This window comes from Nostoc sp. CALU 546 (assembly GCF_048836525.1).
Map to the genome: position 1 here is coordinate 1 of NZ_JAWJTF010000221.1, position 3,582 is coordinate 3,582.

2 protein-coding genes are annotated in these 3,582 nt (G+C 36.9%); one reads left to right on the forward strand and one right to left on the reverse strand.

Annotation, left to right across the window (positions count from 1 at the left end):
* The first annotated feature begins 210 nt into the window (after positions 1-210).
* Positions 211-1,362 (forward strand): histidine decarboxylase, encoded by a 1,152-nt coding sequence (locus tag RRG12_RS41785; protein ID WP_420761484.1) that lies wholly within the window; start codon positions 211-213, stop codon positions 1,360-1,362.
* A 73-nt stretch (positions 1,363-1,435) separates the two neighbouring features.
* Here the strand turns inward: RRG12_RS41785 and RRG12_RS41790 are convergent, their stop codons facing one another.
* Positions 1,436-3,424: a putative bifunctional diguanylate cyclase/phosphodiesterase gene (locus RRG12_RS41790; protein WP_420763200.1), complete on the reverse strand. Its 1,989-nt coding sequence runs from the start codon at positions 3,422-3,424 to the stop codon at positions 1,436-1,438.
* Positions 3,425-3,582: the final 158 nt, after the last annotated feature.

Sequence of the window (3,582 nt, forward strand, 5' to 3'; positions counted from 1 at the left end):
ATCAAATACTAGTGCTATATTTTTAAGGGCAATAGACTAGTCAACAAAAAAATTGGGTATTTTTACTGAAGATAGCCATGTATTCTCGCAGTATTCTTATCAAAGAAAAAACGAAATGTCTGTACTCTTAAGAAAATCTCAAGGTACTGAGTGATACGTGTAATTTAGACCAAAACATCCCTTAACTTAAAATTCAAGAGATTCAAAGATATGTCAGATAAAGTTGCTAAAGAGTTGGCAGATTTTCTGCTGCAAATAGAACAGCGATCGCAGTTTCATGCAGGTTATCCATATAATTTAACTTGTGACTACAGTGCGATCGCAAAATTTTTTAATTTTCTGTTAAATAATGCTGGAGATCCATATATTGAGCCAGATTTTGGTCTTCATTCTCGTAAATTTGAGCAAGAAGTATTATCTTTTTTTGCTCACCTCTATAAGATTCCAGAAAATCAATTTTGGGGTTATATTACTGCTGGCGGGACTGAAGGTAATTTATATGGAATGTTTTTAGCAAGAGAAATCTACCCTAATGGAATTCTTTACTCTTCAGAAGACTCTCATTACTCCATACCCAAAGCAGCCAAATTATTCCGCATTCAACATAATGTTGTTAATTCACAAATTAATGGAGAGATGAATTATGAACATTTTGAAAAATCAATTAGTGACAATCGTAGTTATCCAGCGATCATCAATTTAAATATTGGCACTACTGTCAAAGGTGCGATTGATAACTTAGACAAAGTTCTAGAAATTTTAGAGCGTAATCAGATTAAAGATTACTACATTCATTGTGATGCCGCACTTTCAGGATTAATATTACCCTTTCTAGATGGCGCTCCGCAAATTAACTTTCAAAAACCCATAGATAGTGTAGCTATTTCTGCTAAATTCATTGGTTCTCCCTTACCTTGCGGTGTAGTTTTAACTAAAAAGAAATGGGTAGAAAAAGTTGAAACCGCAATTGAATATATTGGTTCAACAGATACAACAATTCTGGGTTCTAGAAACGGTCATACCCCTCTGATTCTCTGGTATGCAACGCAAACAAGGGGTTATGATGGATTAGCCAGAGAAGCAAAGACCTGTATTGATAATGCTCAATATCTTTTCCAACAACTCCAAATCAGAGAATATCCATGTATGCTCAATAATTTTTCCAATACCGTAGTCTTTCAAAAACCTTCCCAAAGGTTAATTAAAAAGTGGCAGTTAGCAATTTTTGAAGATTGGGTACACATTGTAGTCATGCAGAATATCGATAGAAAGAAAATTGATACTTTTGTGAACGAACTCTTATTAGAAGAAGGGTTAGTTAATAATGCAGAAGATTTTCAGCTACAGTCAGTACTACACTAATATAAATTATCAAGTGAGATTGCTCACCCAACTTTACAAGATGTTTCTCTAAACAGATTTTAATCCCAAGATTTTATCTCTTTAAAAAGTTTTTGGAGCATAAGTTAGCTGCAAGTAGTCTTTCTACTTCTGCACGTTCCATCGGTGGTAAGAAAAAATACCCTTGTCCATAATCACATTGTAAAGCCTTCAATTGTGCTAATTGCTCTACAGTTTCTATTCCTTCTGCTGTTACAGACATATTTAAATTATGGGCTAATGTCACAATCGCTCGAATAATTTCTAAATTTTCTCCTCGACTACCTATACTCGTGACAAAAGAGCGGTCAATCTTAATGGTTTTGATTGGTAGGCGGTGCAGATAACTCAAGGATGAATAGCCAGTACCAAAGTCATCCATGTGCGTCTCGACATTCAGCGCTGTTAGCTGGGAAAGCACAGTGGTAGCTAATTCAAAATTATCCATCAACAAAGTTTCAGTAATCTCCAATTTCAAACAGCATGGCTCCAGTCCAGTTTGCTGCAAAATATGTTTAACCTGTTTAAATACATCGGGTTGCGTGATTTGTTTACCAGAAAAATTGACGCTAATTGTCAAAGGTAGTGACGTAGGAAATTGTTGATGCCATCTGTGCATTTGGTGACAGGCTTCATAAAGCACCCATTCCCCGATACTAACAATCATTCCCGTTTCCTCAGCCAGGGGAATAAAATCTTGCGGGGAAATAAGTCCTCGCTCTGGATGATACCAACGTATCAGTGCTTCAAATCCAATAACTTTGCCAGTTGTCAGTGAAACAATTGGCTGGTAGTCAAGACGAAAATCTTCTTGCTTGAGCAGCGCATGACGTAAAGCAGTTTCTAACTCCAAGAGCAAAGCTGCACCCTCGTGCATCTTTGGGTCAAAAACCTCATAACGCGCTTTACCAAGTGCTTTGGCACAATACATTGCTACATCGGCATCGCGTAAAATCTGTGCTGCTTGCTCATAATCTCTTTTACTTAAAGCGATGCCAATACTAACATTAGTAAACACCCGATGCTCGTTTAATTGAAATGGCGAAGCTAGCACCTTTTTAATTCGCTCGGCTACATGTATAGCGGTGCTGATATCTTCAATTTCCTCAAGTAATATTGTGAACTCGTCTCCACCAAAACGGGCAACTATATCTCCAACTCGTAGAACTGACTTTAGTCGGTGAGAAATTGCAATCAAAAGTTGATTTCCTTGTAGATGTCCAAGGCTGTCATTAACAACTTTAAAGCGGTCTAGGTCTAAGAAGAGGACAGCAAATAAATAATTATTTTGCTGTTTACTATGTTCTATTGCCTGCTGCACCCGCTCCATAAATAATCTTTGGTTAGGCAATCCAGTTAGTCCATCATGAAGACTATTGTGTAGTAATTGCTCTTGTGCTTCTTGACGCTTGATAATGTCTTGTTGAAGTTGTTGATTAACTCTAATAAGTTCAATGGTGCGCTCTAGCACCAACTGCTCAAGCTGATAACGGTACTGAACTAATTCTTCCTCTGCTAGCTTCCGCTTAGTGATATCACGGACAATTACAATATATTCCCGTAGCTGGGAATTAAATGGCTGTGAAATAGTCGATTCAACAATTCGTAAACCTTGGTTTATTCTTAAACTTTGCTCACTTCTAATAGACCATTGTTCCGGTGTACCGCGATAGCACATTAGGAGTTGATTCAAGTTTTTCCCAAGCAACTGTTGAATGCTTGTTTCAAATAATTCTTCAGCAGCAGCATTGGTTTGACAAATTATACCTTTTTCATCTAATACTAAAACCGTATCTGGAACAGTATCGAGAGTAGTGATAAATAAGTTTCTTGCTTGTTTGCGTGCCTCATCAATAGCAATAATTTGTGGTAAAGTTGTCCAGCAAGCGATCGCTACCCCTGTAAAAGATAGTGTCACTAACAGAATAGCTAGTAAAGAGTTTTGAGGATTAGTAGAAAGTCTATCTAATAAATCGCGGATAACCCAACTGATTGTAGCAGTAATACAAATTAATGATACTAAAACAATTACTTGTAGTACCACAAAGACTGAGGTGATTTTAATAGAGATAGTATAGGAACGCTGTGTCCACCATTTGGGGTGACATGATTAAAATCTTAAGCGACGTAGGGCTACATATCCTATTCACAGAATAATGGGACATAATAAACAAACTAAAAAATCCATCCCATTAAACCATA

What these genes read in the sequence shown, in the direction of transcription:
- RRG12_RS41785 (WP_420761484.1), top strand. Translation starts at nt 211, where the DNA reads ATGTCAGATAAAGTTGCTAAAGAGTTGGCAGATTTTCTGCTGCAAATA.